This is a genomic window from Parvularcula mediterranea (genome assembly GCF_013085255.1).
GTDB classification, from domain to species: domain Bacteria; phylum Pseudomonadota; class Alphaproteobacteria; order Caulobacterales; family Parvularculaceae; genus Parvularcula; species Parvularcula mediterranea.
In genome coordinates, this window is sequence record NZ_JABFCX010000002.1 from 1,162,529 (window position 1) to 1,183,436 (window position 20,908).

General features: G+C 62.3%; 22 protein-coding genes. 12 read left to right on the forward strand and 10 right to left on the reverse strand.

All coding sequences use genetic code 11. The annotated features are described in order from the left end of the window. Positions 1-106 precede the first annotated feature (106 nt). Positions 107-1,066, reverse strand: a complete 960-nt coding sequence (locus HK107_RS06255) for a zinc transporter ZntB (protein WP_173197753.1) — start codon at positions 1,064-1,066, stop codon at positions 107-109. Positions 1,067-1,143: 77 nt separating this feature from the next. Between HK107_RS06255 and HK107_RS06260 the strand changes: the two genes are divergently transcribed. After that, positions 1,144-2,748, forward strand: a complete 1,605-nt coding sequence (locus HK107_RS06260) for a GMC family oxidoreductase (protein WP_173197755.1) — start codon at positions 1,144-1,146, stop codon at positions 2,746-2,748. 68 nt (positions 2,749-2,816) lie between these two features. After that, positions 2,817-3,680: a bacteriorhodopsin gene (locus HK107_RS06265; protein ID WP_173197757.1), complete on the forward strand. Its 864-nt coding sequence runs from the start codon at positions 2,817-2,819 to the stop codon at positions 3,678-3,680. Here the strand turns inward: HK107_RS06265 and HK107_RS06270 are convergent, their stop codons facing one another. After that, on the reverse strand, positions 3,681-4,460 hold the full coding sequence (locus HK107_RS06270; RefSeq protein WP_173197759.1) for an SDR family NAD(P)-dependent oxidoreductase: 780 nt from the start codon (positions 4,458-4,460) through the stop codon (positions 3,681-3,683). It abuts the gene before it with no gap. Positions 4,461-4,486: 26 nt separating this feature from the next. Further along, entirely contained in the window at positions 4,487-5,158 is a 672-nt protein-coding gene (locus HK107_RS06275) for a lysoplasmalogenase (RefSeq protein ID WP_173197761.1), read from the reverse strand. Between the two features lie 175 nt (positions 5,159-5,333). Between HK107_RS06275 and HK107_RS06280 the strand changes: the two genes are divergently transcribed. From HK107_RS06280 to atpC, 8 genes are all read left to right on the forward strand, one after another. Next, positions 5,334-5,879 carry a F0F1 ATP synthase subunit delta gene (locus HK107_RS06280; RefSeq protein ID WP_173197763.1) on the forward strand — a complete coding sequence of 182 codons (546 nt, stop codon included), beginning with the start codon at positions 5,334-5,336 and terminating at the stop codon, positions 5,877-5,879. Between the two features lie 4 nt (positions 5,880-5,883). Continuing rightward, positions 5,884-7,416: a F0F1 ATP synthase subunit alpha gene (gene atpA / locus HK107_RS06285; protein ID WP_173197765.1), complete on the forward strand. Its 1,533-nt coding sequence runs from the start codon at positions 5,884-5,886 to the stop codon at positions 7,414-7,416. Positions 7,417-7,425: 9 nt separating this feature from the next. Next, positions 7,426-8,139, forward strand: coding sequence for a hypothetical protein (locus HK107_RS06290; RefSeq protein WP_173197767.1), 714 nt, complete (start codon positions 7,426-7,428; stop codon positions 8,137-8,139). Positions 8,140-8,151: 12 nt separating this feature from the next. Beyond that, on the forward strand, positions 8,152-9,030 hold the full coding sequence (locus HK107_RS06295) for a F0F1 ATP synthase subunit gamma (RefSeq protein WP_173197769.1): 879 nt from the start codon (positions 8,152-8,154) through the stop codon (positions 9,028-9,030). Positions 9,031-9,113: 83 nt separating this feature from the next. Next, positions 9,114-9,926 carry a hypothetical protein gene (locus HK107_RS06300; protein ID WP_173197771.1) on the forward strand — a complete coding sequence of 271 codons (813 nt, stop codon included), beginning with the start codon at positions 9,114-9,116 and terminating at the stop codon, positions 9,924-9,926. Between the two features lie 51 nt (positions 9,927-9,977). Continuing rightward, complete coding sequence (atpD, locus tag HK107_RS06305; protein WP_173197773.1) at positions 9,978-11,405, forward strand: F0F1 ATP synthase subunit beta; 1,428 nt, start codon at positions 9,978-9,980, stop codon at positions 11,403-11,405. 112 nt (positions 11,406-11,517) lie between these two features. After that, entirely contained in the window at positions 11,518-11,688 is a 171-nt protein-coding gene (locus HK107_RS06310; protein ID WP_173197775.1) for a hypothetical protein, read from the forward strand. Between the two features lie 177 nt (positions 11,689-11,865). Further along, positions 11,866-12,249: an ATP synthase F1 subunit epsilon gene (atpC, locus tag HK107_RS06315; RefSeq protein ID WP_173197777.1), complete on the forward strand. Its 384-nt coding sequence runs from the start codon at positions 11,866-11,868 to the stop codon at positions 12,247-12,249. On the opposite strand, the gene HK107_RS06320 is transcribed toward atpC, so the two are convergent. Genes HK107_RS06320 through HK107_RS06330 form a run of 3 tightly spaced genes read right to left on the reverse strand, consistent with a single transcriptional unit; the run spans position 12,246 to position 13,896 of the window. Continuing rightward, positions 12,246-12,521, reverse strand: a complete 276-nt coding sequence (locus HK107_RS06320) for a hypothetical protein (protein WP_173197780.1) — start codon at positions 12,519-12,521, stop codon at positions 12,246-12,248. The two genes, atpC and HK107_RS06320, sit on opposite strands and share 4 nt — an antisense overlap. Positions 12,522-12,530: 9 nt before the next feature. After that, the gene (locus HK107_RS06325) at positions 12,531-13,361 is read right to left on the reverse strand and encodes a TerC family protein (protein ID WP_198912315.1); all 831 of its coding nucleotides are present in this window, start codon (positions 13,359-13,361) and stop codon (positions 12,531-12,533) included. A gap of 10 nt (positions 13,362-13,371) precedes the next feature. Continuing rightward, positions 13,372-13,896, reverse strand: a complete 525-nt coding sequence (locus tag HK107_RS06330; RefSeq protein WP_173197781.1) for a hypothetical protein — start codon at positions 13,894-13,896, stop codon at positions 13,372-13,374. Between the two features lie 137 nt (positions 13,897-14,033). Here HK107_RS06330 and cysK point away from each other — a divergent pair, with 137 nt between their 5' ends. Further along, on the forward strand, positions 14,034-15,107 hold the full coding sequence (cysK, locus tag HK107_RS06335; protein WP_173197782.1) for a cysteine synthase A: 1,074 nt from the start codon (positions 14,034-14,036) through the stop codon (positions 15,105-15,107). On the opposite strand, the gene HK107_RS06340 is transcribed toward cysK, so the two are convergent. Beyond that, positions 15,104-15,622: a hypothetical protein gene (locus tag HK107_RS06340; protein WP_173197783.1), complete on the reverse strand. Its 519-nt coding sequence runs from the start codon at positions 15,620-15,622 to the stop codon at positions 15,104-15,106. The two genes, cysK and HK107_RS06340, sit on opposite strands and share 4 nt — an antisense overlap. A 91-nt stretch (positions 15,623-15,713) precedes the next feature. Then, entirely contained in the window at positions 15,714-17,768 is a 2,055-nt protein-coding gene (locus HK107_RS06345) for a calcineurin-like phosphoesterase C-terminal domain-containing protein (protein WP_173197784.1), read from the reverse strand. 110 nt (positions 17,769-17,878) lie between these two features. Here HK107_RS06345 and HK107_RS06350 point away from each other — a divergent pair, with 110 nt between their 5' ends. Then, complete coding sequence (locus tag HK107_RS06350) at positions 17,879-18,868, forward strand: serine hydrolase domain-containing protein (protein ID WP_173197785.1); 990 nt, start codon at positions 17,879-17,881, stop codon at positions 18,866-18,868. Here HK107_RS06350 and HK107_RS06355 read toward each other — a convergent pair. Together HK107_RS06355 and HK107_RS06360 are read right to left on the reverse strand one after the other, a co-directional pair. Continuing rightward, positions 18,865-19,743 carry a 3-hydroxybutyryl-CoA dehydrogenase gene (locus HK107_RS06355; protein ID WP_173197786.1) on the reverse strand — a complete coding sequence of 293 codons (879 nt, stop codon included), beginning with the start codon at positions 19,741-19,743 and terminating at the stop codon, positions 18,865-18,867. The two genes, HK107_RS06350 and HK107_RS06355, sit on opposite strands and share 4 nt — an antisense overlap. Positions 19,744-19,818: 75 nt before the next feature. After that, the gene (locus HK107_RS06360) at positions 19,819-20,769 is read right to left on the reverse strand and encodes an AEC family transporter (RefSeq protein WP_173197788.1); all 951 of its coding nucleotides are present in this window, start codon (positions 20,767-20,769) and stop codon (positions 19,819-19,821) included. Between the last annotated feature and the right edge of the window lie 139 nt (positions 20,770-20,908).

Genomic DNA, 20,908 nt, shown 5'->3' on the forward strand with positions numbered 1-20,908 from the left:
CAGAATGTCGCAGGTCGAGTTCATTTCCATAACAGATGTGTGTTTGTCCCGCTAAAGCAGGGGCTTAACAATTGTTAGAACTTGCAACATTGCCTGAAGTCCGGCCTCAGAACCAATCCCGCGCCTTGAAGAATATGCCCGCAACGACCCCGATGAAGGTGCAGACCGCGACCACATAGGTGAAGGCGAGGGGGTTCTCGGTCCCCGGAAGGCCGCCGACATTGATCCCCAGAAGCCCGGTGAGGAAGCCGAGCGGTAGGAAGATCGCCGAGACCACCGACAGGACCATCATGTTGTTGTTCATCTTCTCCGAGCGTGCCGCCGCCATCTGATCGACGATGACCCGCGCCCGGTCGATGGTGATGCCGAGCTCCTCGACCACCCTCTCGGCGCGGTCGGCCTCCTCCTGCAGGGAATCATTCTCGTCCTGGGAGATGAGGGCATGGTCACGCCCGTTCAGCTTGGCGATCGCGTCCTTCATGGGCCCGAGGTAGCGCAGATAAATCGCCGCATCGTGCCGCATGGATGAGATCTCATCGCGCAGGGCGTCGTTCTGGCCTTCCGTGAGCGCGCGGGCTTCGAGCCCGTCCAGGCTGTCGGCTAGCCCATCGACCACCGGGTCGATAAGGTCCATCAGCTTGCGGATGATCTCGACAAGGAGCTGAGCCGGGCGTTCATGGCCTTCGCCCTCGCGGTAGGCGTCGCGGAGATGGTTCACCGCGATGCTGCGGCGCTTCCTGATGGTGATCAGGCGACCGGGTTCGAGCCAGCACCTGAGCGACAGCATGTCTTCGGGATTGGCGCCGTCATTGAGGTTCACGCCGCGCAGGTTGATCAGGATCCCCTTGCCGAGGAAGCTCGTCCGCGGCCGCGTCTCGGCAGCGAGGAGCGCCCGTGCGACCTGCTCCGAGAGACCCAGGCCCTGGGTAACGAGCTCTTCGGCTTCATCGAGGTTGAGGTGCAGCCAAAGATAGCCGCCCCGGGGCACCCGGGCGTTCCTCGGATCAGGGAGGATGCTCGCGACACCCTCTGCATCGACGCTGAACGCCTCGACGACGCTACCCATCGGCAGCACGGGCGGTTGCGTCTCGTCTGGGGAACTCTGATACTCGTCTGACAAAAGAATTCTCCGGGAGTGAGGCGATGGAAGACGCAGACTACGTCATCGTCGGCGGCGGGTCGGCAGGGGCCGTGCTGGCCAACAGGCTGAGCGCGGACGGGAAATACAAGGTCGTCCTTCTAGAGGGTGGCCCCAAGGATAAAAACCCCGCGATACATATACCCTTCGGCCTGACCGTCATCACACACATGAAGAAGATCATCACGGGGTTCGAGACTGTGCCGCAACCCTTCGTGGACGGACGGACCATGTACCAGCCGCGGGGGACGACGCTCGGTGGATCGAGCTCTGTCAACGCGATGTGCTATATCAGGGGCGACAGCTCGGATTATGACGAGTGGGCCGAGATGGGAGCTGTGGGCTGGGGCTGGGATGAGGTGCTTCCCTATTTCAGGAAGGCTGAGGACAATAGCCGCGGCGCTGACGATTGGCACGGTGAGGGTGGTCCGCTCGGTGTCTCGGATCTTCGCCATGTCAGTTCACTGACCGATGATTACGTAGAGGCCGGCGGAGAAATCCAGATCCCTTATACGGACGACTTCAATGGCCCCGACCGAGAAGGGCTTGGCGTCTATCAGGTCACCCAGCGGGGCGGCCAGCGTTGCTCAACGGCCAAGGGCTACCTCACGGATGAGGTGAAGGCGCGCCAGAACCTCAAGATCGAGACTGGCGCGAAGGTGCTACGCATCTTGATGGACGAGGGCCGGGCGACAGGCGTCGAGTACCGCGTGGGATCAGACGTCCGTACCCAGAAGGCACGCGCCGAAGTCCTTCTCTGTGCTGGTACTTTCGGTACGCCCCACCTCCTCATGCTGTCAGGTATCGGCCCTGCTGTCTCGCTGAAAGAGGCAGGGGTCACGCCCGTCCTCGACATGCCGGGTGTGGGACAGAACCTTCAGGACCATCTCGACGCGCATCTTACCTACCGGATCGAGACCCATGCGGGGTATGCGAACAGTTTCCGTTTCTTCGCGCGCATGGCGCCTGAGCCGCTGAAATACGCGACGAAGCGCGAGGGTGTCCTTTCCTCCAATATCGCTGAAGGCGGCGGCTTCGTGAAATCCTCGCCTGACGCGGAGAAGCCGGACCTTCAGTTCCACTTCATCCCCTCGATCCTTGTGGATCACGGAAGGAAGAAGGAGTGGGGCCACGGCTTCACCTTCCATGTCTGTCTTCTGTACCCTGATAGTCGCGGCGAGGTGTCTCTCCGCTCCGCGGACCCCGACGAGGCGCCGCTGATCGATCCGCGCTATCTCTCCGACCCGAGGGACCTGCCACGCATGCGCGCGGGCTACAGGCTCTGCCAACGGATTGCCGATGCGCCGAGCCTTAAGAAGCACGCGCCGCACCCCCGCGAGGCGCAGACAGGGGCCGAGACGGACGAAGAGATCGATGCTCTCGTCAGGCAGACAGCGGAGACCGTCTATCACCCGATCGGCACCTGTCGTATGGGTACGGACGATGAGGCTGTTGTGACGCCAGCGCTGAAAGTGCGCGGCGTCGATGGCCTGCGCGTCGTCGATGCGTCCGTGATGCCAAGAATCATCGGCGGAAACACCAATGCCCCCACGGTCATGATCGCGGAGAAGGCGGCGGACATGATCCTCGCCGACGCCCGTGGCGCTTAGGACGTCCCGCAAGGGGAACCCTCTGCCCCCTCCCGTGTCAGGGACTCGCCTTTGAAGGAGAGCCCTGCATGGAAGCCGTCCACGCCAATATCGAGAACTTCACGTCCCTGACGGATGTCCAGTACCAGCTCGCGCTCGTCGCGCTGATGATTGGCTATGGCGCGCACTTCGCCTTTGCGCCGTTCTTCCTGGGCAACGCCATCCACTTGAGGCCCCAGTACCGCATCGTGCCGATGATCTCGGCCGTGGTGATGATCGCCGCTGGGCTCAGCCTCTTCCGGGAGTTCTCGACGCTCAAGGAAGCCTACGTCTTCACCGGCACCCTCTGGCTCCCGGCGGCGGATACGATGCACTCCAACGCCTTCCGTTACGCCAACTGGATGATCACGATCCCGCTGCTCCTCGTGCAGCTTCTCCTCGCCATGGGGATCAGGCGCGATGAGTTCATGGGCACCTTTGCCAAGCTCGTCATCGCGGCGGAGCTGATGATCATCACGGGACTGATCGGTCAGTTCTACGAGCACGCGAATGTCGGCATGATGCTGCTCTGGGGCGCGATCAGTACCCTTCCGTTCGTGTACCTCGTGATCGCCGTGAAGGGCGTCCTCGACAAGGGCGCAGCGCGGGCACCGGAAGACCTCAAGCCATGGTCGGGCAAAATCTTCCTCTATTTCCTCTTCTTCTGGGGCCTCTACGCCGTCGCCTACATGGTTCCTGCGTTCGCTGACGAAGGCGGCGGGGTCGTGGTGCGCCAGTGGATGTATACAGTGGCCGACGTCTTCTCTAAGCTCGTCTACGGCGTTATCCTGACCCGCTACGTCCTGCGCCTCAGCGCATCGGAGGGCCATGAGCCTGCGCTGGCCAGCCTCCTGCCCGGCGAAGAGACGCTGGCCCGCCGGGAGGATCCTGAGCCTGAGAAGTCAGACGACTGATCAGCCTGTTTCTTGGGTCTTCCGCACCACGCGGAGGACCCGGCTTTTCGGGATGAAGGGGAGGAGCGCGTAGGTGATCCTGCGCGCGAACGGCACCCCTGCGATGACGTTGAGCTTGCCTGCCATCATCGCACTATAGCCTGCCTTCGCGACACTCGCTGCGGAGGCTGTCTCCTTGAAGAGCTCCGTGCCTTCGAGGCCCGCTTCGCTGGCAAAGCCCGTCTCCGTCGCACCGGGCATGAGCGCCGTCACGGTGACCTTTGTCTTACGAAGCTCTTCATGCAGAGCATTGGAGAGAGACGTCACGAAGGCCTTCGTGGCGAAATAGGTGGCCTGCAAGGGCCCTGGGATGAGCGCAGCCGTCGACGAGACGTTCAGTACCCGGCCTTTATTGCGCGCAACCATATGCGGGATGAAGAACCGGCAGAGCTCGGAGAGAGCGATGACATTGACCTCGATCATGTCCCGGTCCGCTTCCCAGTCCCGTTCGATGAACGCGCCCTGACCGCCAAAGCCTGCATTGTTGATCAGCACCTCGATCTCGATGCCCTCGGCCTGCACGCGGTCGTGGATTCTCTTCGCGGCGCCCACGGAGGAGAGGTCCTCGGCGATGACGAGGACGGAGATGCCGTGCTGTGATTCAAGCTCGCTCTTCAGCTCCTCTAGCTTGCCGACCGACCGGGCGACGATGACGAGGTTGCCTTTGCGCCTGGCGTGGATGCGCGCCAGCTCGAGGCCAATGCCGCTCGATGCGCCGGTGATAAGGGCGGTTCCGGTCATGGGACTCTCCTTTTTCTGAAGGACGCCTAGCCTGCTCCGCCCGGCCCTGCAGCCGCGATGGACAGTGCAAAGAGGCACTGCGCCCCGAAATAGAGCGGGGTGATGATGAGATTGTTCCGAGGCTCCCGCACAACAAACCGATCCCGCGCCACGAAGAGGTCGGAGACAGCGAACATCAGAGCTGCTGCGACGATCCAGATGGGAAGTGCACGGTCCGCTACATGAAATGCGCTCGCGACCATCGTGCCGATGACAGGTGCGTAGAGCATCACGGAAAGCTCGTGTTCTCCGGGAAACCTGAAATGCGCCCACAGCCAGACGCCCGTTACGAGTGCGAACGTGATCACGGCTCCGACGACCGTCAAAGGCGAGAGGTCGTAAATGGGAAACCAGATGAAGCCGCAAATGTATGCGACGTGTGCCAGCCCGAAGGCCAGCATCCCTGCCTTGAGGGCCAGCGACTTATCCCTCGGAAGCAGCAGAAGGTCGCCAAGCGCGGAAAGAATAAGCCCTGCAAAAATGAAGCGCCCATAGGGCTCGCCGAATGGCCCAATCATCCCGGCCTGAATGATGAAGAATGCAGCTGCCATCGGCTTGAAAAGCCACTGCTCCCGGCGCTTCCCGCGGTACTCGGCCCAGACCAGTCCCACCGCGAAGGTCATGCACACAAGGCTCGGCCAGATCATCTCGAAACCCATCGTGAGCGCTCCCCCTTCTGATACCCGCCACTTCTCCACCCGGACGCATTGCATCCGCGAATAACGAGTGCTAGCCGCGCCGCGATGCGCGGAGGTCTTCCGCTGCAACCCATTCCGACGCCGCTTTTCGCACCCTACCGGATCAGCGGCCACCCGTGACGGAGAATGATAACGAATGGCCGACTCACGGTCCGAAATCGCTGAACGTTACGCCAGCGCCTTCTTCGAGCTCGCCCGCGATGAGGGGAAGCTTGAGAAAGCTGAAGCCGACCTCGACGCTTTGCGCAGCGCCTATAATGATAGCGACGACCTTCGCCGCCTCGTGCAGAGCCCGGCTTTCTCCGCTGACGCCAAGAAAGAGGGCATGAAGGCTCTTCTGGACGGCAAGGCCGATGCGCTGACCTCGAACTTCATCCAGCTGGTCGCCGCCAAGGGTCGCCTGACCCTGCTCACCACGATCATCACCGATTTCAAACGCATCGCGGCGGAAGCCCGCGGCGAAGTCGCGGCGGAAGTGGTCTCGGCCCACCCGCTGAGCGATGACCAGCTCAACGACCTCAAGGCGCAGATCCGCGCCTCCGTCGGCAAGGACGTCACCCTCGATGCCCGCACCGACCCCGACCTCCTCGGTGGCCTGATCGTCAAGATCGGCAGCCGCATGATCGATTCATCACTCAAGACCAAACTGGCGCGGATGCGCGCCCGACTGAAAGAGGCGTAAGCGAATGGAACTCAACGCGTCCGAAATCAGCTCTATCCTGAAGAGCCAGATCAAGGACTTCGGCAAGGACGCCGAGGTCTCCGAGATCGGTCAGGTTCTGTCTGTCGGCGACGGCATCGCCCGCGTCTACGGCCTCGACAATGTCCGCGCAGGCGAGATGGTCGAGTTCGAAGGCGGCGTGAAAGGCATGGCGCTGAACCTCGAAGAAGATAATGTCGGTGTCGTTATCTTCGGCAACGACCAGGGCATCGCCGAGGGCCAGACGGTCAAGCGGACCGAAGCCATTGTGGACGTCCCCGTCGGCAAGGGCCTCCTTGGCCGCGTCGTCGACCCGCTCGGCAATCCGCTGGACGGCAAGGGCCCCATCGAAGCCACCGAGCGTCGCCTCGTCGATGTGAAGGCCCCGGGCATCCTGCCGCGTAAATCGGTGCACGAACCGGTGCAGACGGGCATCAAGGCCATCGACGCCATGATCCCGGTTGGCCGTGGCCAGCGCGAGCTCGTCATTGGCGACCGCCAGACCGGCAAGACCGCCATCTGTGTCGACGCCATGCTCAACCAGAAAGAGCCGAACGCTGCGGCTTCGGACGATTCAGGCAAGCTCTTCTGCATCTACGTCGCCATCGGCCAGAAGCGTTCGACCGTCGCCCAGATCGTCAAGACGCTCCAGGACAATGGCGCCCTCGACTACACGATCGTCGTCGCTGCGACCGCGTCGGATCCGGCACCACTCCAGTTCCTCGCGCCGTTCGCCGGCACCGCGATGGGTGAGTATTTCCGCGACAATGGCATGCACGCCGTGATCGTCCACGACGACCTCTCAAAGCAGGCCGTCGCCTACCGTCAGATGTCGCTCCTCCTCCGCCGCCCGCCGGGCCGCGAAGCGTTCCCGGGTGACGTCTTCTACCTTCACTCCCGCCTCCTCGAGCGCGCGGCGAAGCTCAACGAAGACCACGGTTCCGGTTCGCTGACGGCCCTGCCGATCATTGAAACCCAGGCCAACGACGTCTCGGCCTACATCCCGACCAACGTGATCTCGATCACCGACGGCCAGATCTTCCTCGAGACGGACCTCTTCTTCCAGGGCATCCGTCCCGCTGTGAACGTCGGCCTCTCGGTCAGCCGCGTCGGCTCGGCCGCCCAGATCAAGGCGATGAAGCAGGTTGCCGGTAAGATTAAGGGTGAGCTTGCTCAGTACCGTGAGCTTGCAGCCTTCGCCCAGTTCGGCTCGGACCTCGACGCCGCAACCCAAGCGACGCTCAACCGCGGTGCACGCCTGACCGAGCTCCTCAAGCAGCCGCAATACTCACCGCTGCAGGTCGAAGAGCAGGTCGTCGTGATCTTCGCCGGTACCCGCGGCTATCTCGACCGGATCGAGACCGCGAAAGTCGGTGAGTTCGAAGAAGAGTTCCTCCGCCACATGCACAGCCAGCACGCGGACATCCTCACGACCATCCGCACCGAGAAGAAAGTCTCCGACGATACCGACAAGAAACTGACGGATATCCTCGAAGCCTTCACCAAGTCGTTCGCGTAAGGACTTTCCATGACCGGCGCTGGGATCTCGGGAGTGCTTTTTGCGGCGAGTCTTGTACTCGTCTCTGCCTGCGCTTCCGTCCAGCCGCCCGTCAGTGACGAGACCTGCGAGCCTTGCGTGACGATAGCGACAGGGCCCGAAGCTGAGTTCGACTTCTACAGCCAAATCCTGACGATTTTAAACAGGCTCTACCTCGACGGGAAACAGCCTTATGTTTCGCTCACGCGTGATTTTGGTCAGCGAGATGGTGCACGGTTCGTTGTCGCGCCCGCTTTTGACCCTGTTATCATGGTTACACTCCAGAACATGAGTGAACCTCAACTCGAGCCAAAGGGTTCGCGTCGAGAATTTGCCGAGCTCAGGGTTGTCCGTGGTCGGAGCAGTCGGGAGCTTCTATCAGCTATCGATGGCGTGACTAAGAGCGAAGTGTTTGTAGAGGTTTGGGCTGAGGAGCTCTCACGAGCTGATTCTCAGCGGCTCTTGGATGAGGCGGCGCTTGCCGATGTCGAGTGGGGCTCGTCCGAATATGCTTGCGAAGATGGTATCACGATCTTCGGTGAAGAACTGCGCGGCGGAGAGCACACGATCGTGGATTTCCACGTCTGTGATGGTGCTGCCTATGATGCTCTCAAAGCACGATTCAGCGGTCTGTTGACGCGTGCTGAACAAATGGATCAGAAAATCGCAACGGACCTCACGGCGACTTTCTCCCGGTACGAATGAATAGAGACAGCTATGCCTAGCTTGAAAGACCTCAAAAACCGGATCGTCTCGGTCAAGTCGACCCAGAAGATCACCAAGGCCATGCAGATGGTCGCCGCGGCCAAGCTGCGCCGGGCGGAAGATGCCGCTCGCGCGGGCCGTCCCTATGCTGAGCGTATCGAGACGGTGCTCGCGAACCTCGCCGCTGGCATGACGCCGGGCGCGCCGGGGCCGAAGCTCCTGACGGGTACGGGCGAGGACAAGACGCACCTCCTGGTCGTCGCGACATCCGAGCGCGGCCTTTGCGGCGGCTTCAACTCCTCGATTGTCCGCCTCGCGCGCGAGACCATTGTCCGCATGCAGAGTGAAGGCAAGACGGTGAAGATCATGACCGTCGGCAAGAAGGGCTATGAGCAGCTCAAGCGCCTCTACGCCGACCTGATCATCGAGCACACGACCTTCGAAAACGTCAAAACCGTCGGCTTCGACCAGGCTTCGGCCATCTCCGAGAAACTCCTCGAGATGTATGAAGACGGCGCGTTCGACAAAGCGCACATCTTCTTCGGCGAATACCAGTCGGTGATCTCTCAGGTCCCAACCGCGCTGCAGATCATCCCTGCGCAACCACCCGAGGTCGAAGGCGATGAGAAAATCGCTGCGCCTTACGAGTACGAGCCGGGTGAAGAAGAGATCCTCGAAACCCTGCTGCCGCGCTACGTCGCCGTGCAGGTCTTCCGTGCACTGCTCGAGAACGCAGCGTCGGAGCAAGGCGCCCGCATGTCGGCCATGGACAACGCCACGCGCAATGCTGGCGACATGATCGACAAGCTGAACCTTCAGTACAACCGCGCCCGCCAGGCGCAGATCACGACCGAGCTGGTCGAGATCATCGCAGGCGCCGAGAGCGTCTAACGAGCCAGAGGTCCCGCCGCGAAGGCCGCATCCGGGCGGCTTGGCGGCCGGCGACCTCACAAGAGGGACCGACCGGCCAGGCGATGAAGCGTCACGCGATCCTCACCAATGGCCGCTCGGGTTCGAACTTCTTCGCCCAAGTCCTGAACCAGCACCCCCATGTTGTGAACTATGGTGAGGTGCTTGGGCCCTGGACCCTTCCGGGCAAGCATATCAAACCGCGCTTTTCAGGGGTTGGCCCCTATCTCGACTGGATGCTGTCGAGCCGCGCTGCGTTCTACGCAGGGCAGGGGGCATCCTTCGCCGCGCGCCTCAAGGCAGGCAAGGACCGCCACTTCCGCAGGAGGAGCGAAGTTCGCTCGATCGGCTTCAAGGAGTTCGAGATGAACTTCCGCCGCATGGAGGGCGTCGGCTATTTCAAAGCGCGGCCAGACATTGCGCTCCTGATTCTGATCCGCGAGAATATCATCGACCGTCACGTCTCAACCCGGCTCCTCGAAGCCACTGGCGTGGTAGCGGATAAGGACAAAGCCGCGACCAAAGCGCAGACCGTCCGCCTCGATCCAGAACGAATCATCTGGGAACTCGACGTGATCGCCAACGAGAACGCTGAGCTCCTCGAGACCCGTGACAGCCACCAGGGCGACACGATGACCATCACCTATGAAGGCTTCTTCGCAGGCTCACCTGATGAGCAGGCTGCGAAGCTCAAGCAAATCCAAGAATTTATTGGCGTGGAGCCACATGACCTCGCGTCCGAGCACAGGAAGCTCAGGCGCACGTCACTCCGCGAAACTATCGAGAATTTCGGCGAGATTTCAGAGGTCCTCACCGCATCGCACCATGGCGAGGCCTGGAACGCAGCAATCTCCGCCGAAGGGGCCAAAAACCCATAGAAAAGGCGGGAAGCTGGTGCTAGCGACCCGCTCAGAACGAAGAGGTCACGAATGACACAAGGAAAAATCGCACAGGTGATCGGCGCGGTCGTGGACGTCGAATTCGACGAACACCTCCCGGCGATCCTGAACGCGCTCGAAACTGACAATGGCGGCAACCGCCTGGTCCTCGAGGTTGCCCAGCACCTCGGCCAGAACACCGTCCGCACCATCGCCATGGACTCGACTGAAGGTCTTGTCCGCGGCCAGGAAGTCAAAGACACCGGCGACGCCATTCAGGTCCCGGTCGGCGAAGGCACCCTCGGCCGTATCATGAACGTCATCGGCGAGCCGGTGGACGACATGGGCCCGATCCCATCGGACGTGAAACGCCCGATCCACGCCGAAGCCCCTCCCTTCGTCGAGCAGTCGACGGAATCGGAAATCCTCGCCACCGGCATCAAGGTCATCGACCTTCTCTGCCCCTACGCGCGTGGCGGTAAGATCGGCCTCTTCGGCGGCGCAGGCGTCGGCAAGACGGTTCTGATCCAGGAACTCATCAACAACATCGCCAAAGTGCACGGCGGTTACTCGGTCTTCGCTGGCGTTGGCGAGCGGACCCGTGAAGGCAACGACCTTTACTGGGAGATGATCGAGTCGAACGTGAACAAGAACCCGGCGGAAAATGGCGGTTCGGCTGAAGGCTCGAAAGCCTCGCTGATCTACGGCCAGATGAACGAACCGCCCGGTGCCCGTGCACGTGTCGCGCTCACCGGCCTGACCGTTGCTGAGCACTTCCGCGACCAGGGCCAGGACGTTCTCTTCTTCGTCGACAACATCTTCCGCTTCACCCAGGCGGGTTCAGAAGTGTCGGCGCTCCTTGGCCGTATCCCTTCGGCCGTGGGCTACCAGCCGACGCTCGCCACCGACATGGGCGCGATGCAGGAGCGGATCACCACGACCACCAAGGGCTCGATCACCTCGGTTCAGGCTGTCTACGTCCCTGCAGACGACCTCACCGACCCGGCCCCGGCCACGACCTTCGCCCACCTCGACGCGACCACGGTTCTCAACCGTGCGATCTCCGAGAAGGGCATCTACCCGGCGGTTGACCCGCTCGACTCCACCTCGCGGATCCTCGACCCGCGTGTCGTCGGTGAAGAGCATTACGAGGTGGCCCGTTCGGTCCAGAACATCCTCCAGCGCTACAAGTCGCTGCAGGACATCATCGCGATCCTCGGCATGGACGAGCTCTCCGAAGAGGACAAACTCACCGTTGCGCGTGCGCGTAAGGTTGAGCGCTTCCTCTCGCAGCCGTTCGACGTTGCTGAGGTCTTCACCGGTTCACCGGGTGTCCAGGTGCCGCTCGAAGACACGATCAAGTCGTTCAAGGCTCTCGTGGCTGGCGAGTATGACCACCTGCCTGAGCAGGCCTTTTACATGTGCGGCGGTATCGATGACGCGATCGCCAAAGCCGAGAAGATGGCGGAAGCTGCTTAAATTTTGTGCGTGGCGGTAACGCCACGTCAATCACATTTGCCTTGGGGGCACGAACCAGCCCCCTAGGCACGGCCTTTGCAATCACTAGATACAGGCGATTGCGGAGACCGACATGATTGTGACCTTCCTCGACAAACTCTGGATCCAAGCGGGTCTTCAGCGTGAGGAACTGCGTCGCGAGCGTGGTCGCGGCGTGGTCTATGCCATTCTCGGCGTGGCCGTGCTTGGCTCGACCTTCCTCGCGGCGGATCTCGTCCTGAACATGTCAGGCCGTTTCAGCTGAAGCGCCTGACGCCCAGAACGGGAACCTCGCCCTGACCCCTCCCTCAGGAGGTGTAATCGGCAAGGACCGTGCCAGAGTTTGACCTTTGACGAAGGGCGCTTGCTTTGAGCGCCCTTTTCCTTTTGAACCTGCCGGAAACGGGCGATCCCGCCCTCCCGATCTTTACCTGGTGATCCCATGGCCCAGTTTGCCTTCTCCCTCGTCTCCCCCGAACGCGAGCTCTTCAGCGGCGATGTCGACGCTGTTGTCGTCCCTGGTACTGAGGGCACCTTCGAAGTCCGCGCGGGCCACGCCCCGCTGATGGCAACGCTCTCGCCGGGCCTTCTGGAAGTGCACCAGGGCGGTGAAGTGACCCGCACCTATGTCCGCGGCGGCTTTGCTGACGTCGGCACGAGCGGCCTGACGGTCCTCGCCGAGAAGGCGATCAACGAAAGCGACCTGCAAGGCGACACGCTCACTTCCGAGCGCGACGAAGCCCAGGCGACCGTCGATGCCGAAGGCGAAGAGCCCGAGAAGGTCCTCAACGCCCGCCGGGCGCTGGACAGCCTCGCCAAGTACTAAGCACGTGGTCTCGTAAGCACCCACGCCAGAGTGGAAAGGGTGCTCGCGCCAAGCGAATAGAAAAACATCGCAGCCTTTCCGAAGCGATCCGCATCATCGAGCGGATCAGCTTCGAACCAGTCGTACCAGAAGTAGTAGGCGAAGGCACACGCGGGCAGGGCGACGAGTATCAGTTGCACGAAACTCGAGAGCCACCGCTGGCTCAGAAGTAACCCCGAAAATAGCGTGACTGCCAACGCCGCCAAAGCGATCATGATGACGACGTCGGTCACTGTCTCGCTCTACTCGGCAGGCGCGGCTGCTGCGCCGCCGCCATCGCGCTTCTGCTGGATCGCGCCGACCTCCACGCCGGGGCCGTTCTCGACCGGCTTGCCTTCGGCCAGCGCCTTTCGCTTCGCGCGGCGCATCATCATGTTGAGACCCTCGACAAAGGCGGAGAACGCCATCGCTGCGTAGATGTAGCCCTTGGGTACGTGGGCTCCGAAGCCTTCGGCGATCAACACCGTGCCGATCAGCAGGAGGAAGGCGAGGGCCAGCATCACCACGGTGGGGTTCTTCTCGATGAAGTTGCCCACCGGGTCAGCGGCAATCAGCATGACGGCCACTGCAATGATGATCGCGACATACATGACGGCGATGAACTCGGTCATGCCGATCGCGGTCAGGATCGAGTCGATCGAGAAGACAGCATCGAGGATCAGGATCTGAACGACGACGGATGCCATCGTCGCTGTGCCAGCGGCTTTGCCTGCCGCATGGGCGAGATGATGCTCCTCAGGGTCGGTCTTCTCATGGATCTCCCGCGTTGCCTTGAAGACGAGGAACAGCCCGCCTGCGATCAGGATAATGTCTTTCCAGGAGAATTCGTGCCCGAAGGCTTCGAACAGCGTCTGCTTCAGCCCGATGATCACCGTCACAAGGCTCAGGAATACGAGCCGCAGGACCGCCGCCCCGCCGATGCCGATACGCCGGGCGCGTTTGCGCTGGTGCTCAGGCAGCTTGTTGGTCAGCACCGAGATGAAGATGAGGTTGTCGATGCCGAGCACGACTTCCATCACCACAAGCGTCAGCAATGCGGCCCAGGCCGCGGGATTCGAAAAAAGCTCGATCATCGGTCGTCCTCTAGATCACCAGGTCAGGAACATAGGCTTCGCCTAGCACGATCCCTGAAATCGCAATCGTGAATGCGATCCATGCGAGGATAATCCTCCCGACCCCCGGCTTCGATGCCCGGCCGGCCCAGAGCATGAGGATGAGGAGCACGACCATCATAGCGATCGGCACGGTCCACGCGCCGATGCCGATCATCTCGCTGACCCGCATTTCGTCATTAGGGCTCTTGAAGGAGATGACCTGCGCCATCAGGCGCATCATGAAGGCGGTGAAGACGCCCCAGAACGCAAAGACACTGCCCGTCGCCCTCGCGACGAGCGCGAAGAAGATAGCCTGAACCAGAGTGACCATGGGGCCCGTGATCGCGCCGACAATCGCGTCGCTGGTCGAGTTGACCCCGCCGATGGGCCCTGCGCTGTTGATGTTGATGCGCACCTGGTCATAGCCGAGCAGGTCGTAGGCGAGCCCGTGACCCGCCTCGTGGACGAAAAACGTCAAGGCGGTGAGGATGATCACCGTGACCAGAGTTTTCATGGATTGGCTCGCTCGCTTCCCTCGCGATTTATTGTGAAACGGCAAAGCCCACCTGTCGAGGGGGGGGTGCGCGACTTCCTTGCTTCGGAGCGCTGAAGTTGCACATGACCGGGCACGGACAAACGAAGGAGCTGCCCATGACCTCGCCACGCACCACCGAAGGCCGCGGGAAAACCTATGCCTCGATCGTCGACACGATCGGCGACACGCCTGCGGTCAAGCTCCAGCGCCTCTCCCCTAAAGGCGTCGACATCTATGTGAAGGCTGAGTTCTTCAACCCTGCTTCGAGCGTGAAGGACCGCCTCGCCATCGCGATCATCGAGCATGCTGAGAAGACAGGCGCGCTTAAGCCCGGCCAGACCGTGGTCGAAGCGACGTCAGGCAACACCGGAATCGGCCTCGCCATGGTCTGCGCAGCCAAGGGGTATCCGCTCGTCATCACCATGGCCGAGAGCTTCTCGGTCGAGCGGCGCAAGCTGATGCGCTATTTCGGCGCCAAGGTCATTGTGACGCCCAAAGCCGAAAAGGGCTCGGGCATGGTCACCAAGGCCAAGGAGCTCGCCGAGAAGAACGGCTGGTTCTACGCCCGGCAGTTCGAGAACGAAGCCAATGCCGACATCCACGAGGCCACCACCGGCCGGGAGATCATCCGTGATTTCCAAGGCAAGCGGCTCGACTGGTTCGTCACGGGCTTTGGCACCGGCGGCACGGTCACCGGCGTGGCGCGGGTCCTGAAGAAGGAGCGCCCGGAGGTGAAGATCGGCCTCTCCGAACCTGACCTCGCCCCCATGCTCGAAAGCGGCAAGCCCCAGGAGCGCCACGAAGACGGCTCAGCCGCAGGCAGCCACCCGGCCTGGCAACCGCACCCGATCCAAGGGTGGAGCCCTGATTTCATCCCGAAGGTCCTGCAGGAGTCCGTCGATCATTCGTACTATGACGAACTCCTCCCCGTGACGGGCGCGGAGGGCATGAAGGGTGCCCTCGATCTTGCGGCCAAGGAAGGGATCATGACGGGGATTTCGGGCGGTTCGACCTTTGCCGTCGCGCGGAAGCTGGCGGAGCGTGCCGAGAAAGGGAGTGTGATCCTCTGTATGCTGCCTGATACGGCGGAGCGATACATGACCACGCCGCTCTTCGAAGCGATAGGTGCGGATATGGATGACGAGGAGAAGGCGCTGTCGCTTTCAACGCCCTCGGCGCAACTGCCTTAAGAGCGCGGAAGCCGGCGAACGAGGCGGCGGGGCATTTGCTCCGCCTTCAAAGCCGGCTTCGCCTCCGCCTCGATGGTCAGCATCTCGCGGGTCTCGAGGCGCTCACCCTGACGGTCGCGGCGCAGGGCTGCGACCTGCTCGGTCAGCTCGGTGACGGCTTCTTTCAGCTGCTGGGTCTCAGAACGGCCTTTGAAGACCGCGCCGAACACGCCGCGGATGACGTAGAGCGCCACCACCGGCGCCAGCATCACGGCGAGATAGGGTCCAAGGGCATTGATCTTGTCCTGCATGTCGCCAACGCCCTGCAGCCCGAAGAGCAGGATGCACGCGACCAGCACCACGACGGTCAGATAGTTGGCAAGCTTGGGCAGCGGAGAGAACGATCCCGTCAGCGCCAGCAGCACCAGCGACATGACGAACAGGACGATGCCTGTCAGGCCGAGAAAGTCGAAGAACCCGCCGAGCAGCGTGACCGCCTGGCCGAGAAATTCCGCAACGTTTCCGAGTTCACGCATGACCGTCTGCCCTGCTGGCGTGCGGCCATGCCATCATGCCCGCTTCGCGCCCTTAACCTTGGGGTAAGGATAGGGCGAAAGCGCGACATTGTCACCTCACAGGCGGGCCGTTTTCGACAGCTTCGAAGACATCGTTCCTGAACCGTGCAGGGGGCTGGATATCCCGGACTTCGAGGACGGTCGTGTCCTCCGTGACCCGGCCGTGGCGATCGGTCGCCCGGACCCTTGCGACGTGAACGCCTTGGGGCAGGTCGTCAGGCAGGCGCGCACGCCAGAGGTGGCTGTTGCGGTCAGCGACCGAGCCCTGCGGCTGCGGGGTGGAGGGACCGAAGCGATTGCCCTTGTAGGCTTCCCAGCCCTGGTTGCGCTCGATGCCTGAGCGGCTTTCCAGCGCATAGCGGGCGACGGAGAGCTGGCGTTGGGCGGCGAAGGGGTCAGCCCATTCAGCGCCGATCCTCGCCGCCTCGCCTTGCGCTTCCTGAGTCCTCTCCATTGTGATCGTCCGCTCACCGATGATGACCTCAGCGCGCGTCTCGGTGGAGCCGTCCCAGATGTTCGCCGTTAGGAAGGTGCCGCGCGACAGGTCCCGCGGCGTCAGGATCTTCACGTCAGGCAGGTCATTGATGGAGAGAGGCGGGACGGGATCGCGGCGGTTCCTCGGCGTATCACGCCATGCCATGATCTGGGTGTACCAGCTCCTGAAGATCGGCGTGTTGACCGAGACCCACATGCTCCGCTCACGGCCGACATTGGAGCCGATGTAGCGCTCTTTGTACGTTGCACCGTCAAAATCGAGGCTCAGCCAGCCGCGCGGTGCGCCCATCCGCTGGAGCGCCATCGGCACCCCGTGATGGTCGAAGTCGCCATTGTACCATGCGCCAGAAGCGGCCCCTGCAATGATGTGCCGGAAGGGCAGGCTTTCGACGCCGACCATCTTTTCCCAGCCTTCAAAGCTGTCGCCAGGCGCGAAGTTTTCGGTCGTGTGCGTATGACCTGAGAGCGACAGCGCCTCGCGTCCCTCGGTCAGTGCATAGAGCTCCCGCACATTGTCCGTCTGGTGGGCGCCTGCGGTCTGGTCGAAGAAGGTTACGAAGGGGATGTGGTGGGCATAGACCACCAGCTTGTTCTCATCCGTCAGGGCAAGGAGGTTCTCGACAAACGCCATCTGGTCGGTCGTGATGCGGCCGTTGTAGCGCTTGTTCTTGTCGTCGGTGCAGAAGCGCCGCGCCATCTGCGCCTCGTCGAACCATTTGACCGGCCATGCCTCGTAGGCAACATCTTCCTGCGTGCACGGATAGACCACATTGTCGAGGGCGATGAAAAGCACATCACCGATCTCGAACGCGTAATAGTTCGGTCCCCAGAGCCTCCGCCAGCTATCCGCGGAGTCCTCATCATAGTCAGCATCGAAATCGAGATCGTGGTTGCCGTGGATCCACCATTGGGGAGCCCTCAGCGTGCCGATGACCTCCGCCATGCGCGGGATCAGGCCCAAATCATCACCCATGACGTCGCCAACGGCCACGATGCAGGCAGGATGCTCAGCCTCAGGACGATCCAGGATGTCGTCGACAGTCGAATCCCGGAAATAGCCGATCTCCTGATTGGCATAAGTCTGAGTGTCGCCAAGGATCGCGCAGCGATAGTTGTCACTCGTCCCTGTGCGGATGAGGGGGAAATTGATCTCGGATGGCAGCGGGCCGGTGGCTGGAAGGCCGCCATACCTTAGCGGCTTCGGAGACCCCGATGGCTTATGCTGGTAGGCGAACTGCGGGACCCAGTTCTGGTTGTGGGGTACCTGATAGCCCGAAGGCTGGATCACGAAGACCGCCATGTCATCCCGCGCGGGCAGGCTGTAGCTGCCATCGGCGCCTGTGAGGACAACTTCCCGGCCATTCGAGACCTTGACGCCCCTGACACCGGGCTCGTCCTCATCCTGCGTGCCGTTGCGGTTCTGGTCGTCAAAGACCGTCCCACGCGCTTCGTCGGAGGGCGCACCTGACCGGCGCATGATCTCAGGCGTTCCCTGATAGTCGGAGAACAGCGGCCCGCGGGGCGCGGACACCGAAGCGCTATCGGCGGGAACGGTTTCGCAGGCTGCGAGCAGCGCGCCTGTCACGAGACCAAGGGCGAGAGTTCGTCGCATCACATCTCCACATCGGGGGCAGGTCGTCTTACGTCCCCGTCATGGCGAAGGAAGGTGGCACTTAAAAGGCACATATCCATGAACGCCTGCACAAACGAAGGACATCACCCATGAAGGCACTCGCGGCAGCTCTCCTCTCTGTCTCGTTCAGCGCCTCGCAGGCACTGGCAGGCGGCGCGGTGATCGCTGTCCAGAAGGGCGGTGCGAAGCCAGAGATCAGGGTCCTTGGCGATGGTGTCTCCGGCGAAGCCTATCAGGTCGGCTCCATCGGCAAGGTGGCCTGCACGCTGGCGGCCCTGAGCCTAGAGAAGCGCGGCAAGCTCTACCTCGACAGCCCGATCGGAGAGCTGCTCCCAGGCTATGACGGTGTTCGCCCGGAGGTGACCTTGCGCCAGCTCCTCGCGAACCGTGCCGGGATTGCAGACGGCGCTGTCGCTGCATTGCTTCAGGACCGGTCAGTGGCCGAGGCCTCCATGCCTGCGCTCGACGCGGCAAACCGGTTCGCCACCGAAGCCACGGACGATGCTCCGGACACGACCTTCGATTACGTTCAGACCAACTGGGTGATCATCCAGGCGATCCTCGAGGAGGCGAGCGATAAGCCGATCACGAAGCTGATCCAGCGCGAGGTCCTTCGCCCTGCAAGGATGCGCGATTCCTACGTTTTCATCGGAGATCTCGACCGGGATGGCATCCCTCAGACGGAGACGCCCTATCTTCCGCTTCCGGACTTTATCTCCTGCGCAGGTGGGCTGGCCGCAACCCCTGAGGACATCATCAAGCTCTCGCGCCTGCCTTTCGTCTCACGGCGCTTCGATGAAGCCAGACGTGAAGCGCTGATGGCCGTCACGACGGAGGAACAGGACTATACCCTCGGGGGAAGGTTCGAGACCGTGACGGACCGCGAGGGCAACACCCGCCGTATCTCATGGCAGAGCGGAAACAATGGTCCGTGGTCGGCGCAGGTTATCTATGACCATGTGCAGGACGTGGCGTGGAGCGTTGTCTCGCTGGACGGTGACTTCGAGGCGATCCTTGCGGACAGGGCGCAATGGCTTGAGAGCGAGGGCCTCACCTGGGACGAAGCGCCTGCTGATTAGCGGGTCGGGACCGGGACCTCGCCCTTGTAGTCGTAGAAGCCGCGGCCAGACTTGCGTCCGAGCCATCCTGCTTCGACATATTTCACAAGCAGCGGGCACGGACGGTATTTGGAGTCAGCCAAGCCGTCATAGAGGACCTGCATGATCGACAGGCAGGTATCGAGGCCGATAAAGTCAGCAAGCTGAAGAGGGCCCATCGGATGGTTGGCACCGAGCTTCATGCCGGTGTCGATCGCGTCCACCGTGCCGACACCTTCGTAGAGACAGTAGATTGCCTCGTTGATCATCGGCATCAGGATGCGGTTGACGATGAAGGCCGGGTAGTCCTCGGACACGGCCATTGTCTTGTCGAGCTTGTCGACGAGGCCCTTGGCGGCTTCGAAGGTCTGCTCGGACGTGGCGATACCGCGGATGACTTCCACGAGTTTCATCACTGGCACCGGGTTCATGAAGTGAAGGCCGATGAACCGGTCGGGCCTGTCGGTGACGGCGGCGAGGGCCGTGATCGAGATCGACGAGGTGTTCGTCGCGATAATCGAGCCGGGCTCGAGCACTTCGCTCAGCTCACGGAAGATGGCCTTCTTGAGTTCGATGTTTTCCGTCGCCGCTTCGATGACGATGTCGCATGCGGAGAGTTGGTCGAGCTTCGGTGCCCCGGCGATGTGCGCGAGGGCGGAGGCTTTCTCCTCTTCGGTGATCTTGCCCTTGAGGAGCTGCCTGCCGAGGTTCTTGTCGATCAGACCTTTGGCCTGGTCGATGGCGCCTGCGTTGACGTCATGGAGGTGGATATCGAACCCAGCCAGCGCGAAGACATGCGCGATGCCGCTTCCCATCTGGCCCGCGCCGATCACGCCGATGCTCTTGATTTCGTCCAACGCCTTGGCCTCCTCAGGTCATTCGCGACCCTTATGTGACACCATCATGCACGGCGCCGTGCTGCGGTGCAACAATCATCCCGGTAAGACAAAGGTCAGATAGGCCGTGAGGGTCAGGAGGCCCAGCGACGTGCCGATGGCAACCACACCTGAGACACCACCGATCCACTGGCGGTAGACCGAGGCCAGGACGATCGAGGCAACCGCTGGCGGCAGGCCAGTGAAGAGCGCGGCGACGGATGTCGCGGTGGGATCTCCCGTGAAGAGCCAGACGAGCCCGGCTGTCACGCCTGGGAAGATCACCAGCTTGAAGGGGAGAAGGAGCGCTGCGCCCTTCAGCTCGCCGACCTTTCGGCTGAGGAGAAGGTCAGCAGCGTTGAGGCCGAGCACGAAGAGGCCCACCGGCCCCGCGGTCTGGGCCATGAAGCCGAGGAACCCCTGGACCGGCGCGGGCGGCTCGAACCTGACGAGCGAAGCGATGAGGCCAAGGGACGTGCCCACCACGATCGGGCTCCTGATCGAACGGAGCACCGCCTGCCGGACGGTCGTCAGCACGCTTGCCTCGCCGCTCGCAGCCTCGCCTTCGGGCCAGGTCATGAGCGCGGAGGCGATGGCAAAGACCACCGTGCCTTCGAAGAGGACGAGGATGAGGAAAGGCGAGGCCCACCCGTCGACCGCCGCCGCAATCGGGATGCCGAGGAAGATCGCGTTGCCGCAGGTCGAAGCGAAGACTGCGGCCCCCGCTTCCCTGATCGTCAGGCCAAGGATCGACCGCGACAGGATGAAGACTGCAAACGAAATGAGCGCGAGACTGAGCACGTAGCCCGCTGCGAGCCCCACGAAGATCTCGCCGTCCACCTGGCTCTGCCGCATGAACTCGAAGCCCGCGAAGGGCATCGCGATCATGAAGACAAAGCGCGACATGCGCCGAGAGTCTTCCGCGTCGAAGAGCTTCAGGACGCGGGTGCCTGCGCCGACAAGGATGGCGCCGAACAGCGGGACAAGAAGTGAAACGAGGGAACCCATTGCCGGGGTCTAGGCAGATTGCCGCGCCGTGCAAGCGCTGAAGTGCCGGTCAGGAGGGCAGGGCGGCCAGACGCGGGATGCCCTCGGGGGGCTGGGGGGCGAGATGTTCCGAAGGCAGGATCAGTCCCTCGCCTGGCCG